1 protein-coding gene is annotated in these 419 nt (G+C 42.7%); it reads right to left on the bottom strand.

Annotated features, from left to right (window positions below):
- A partial coding sequence (locus N7931_RS19390; RefSeq protein WP_262795988.1) for a sugar phosphate nucleotidyltransferase occupies positions 1-419 on the bottom strand: 419 nt, incomplete at both ends.

The following is a 419-nucleotide window of genomic DNA, read 5'->3' as shown; positions in this document are numbered from 1 at the left end:
TCCGCTTTCAGTTTTTCGACTATTTTTTTAACTTCTTGTACTTTGTCTTTGGCTGCAACCATTACCGCGTCTTTGGTATCTACGATGACTAAGTCATCTACGCCGACTGTAGCAATTAATCTATCGGTTGTGGCTCTGATTAAGCAGTTATTGGTGGCGTGAGTAATACAATCACCTTTAGTGGCGTTACCAAATTCGTCTTTTTCGTTGACATCCCAAAGGGCTGACCATGAGCCGACATCGTTCCAACCTGCATCGAGTGGCACTACAACGGCTGAGTCGGTTTTTTCCATAACCGCATAATCAATTGAATCATCTGGGCAAGCTTCAAATGCGGTTTTATCAACCCGAATAAAGTCTAAATCATTTGAGGTATTGCCTATGGCTTTTTGGCAGGCGGCTAGAATTTCTGGGTTATA

The sequence above is a fragment of the Catenovulum sp. 2E275 genome (genome assembly GCF_025515275.1).
Lineage (GTDB): Bacteria > Pseudomonadota > Gammaproteobacteria > Enterobacterales > Alteromonadaceae > Catenovulum.
This window is presented reverse-complemented; position numbering and strand designations above follow the sequence as displayed.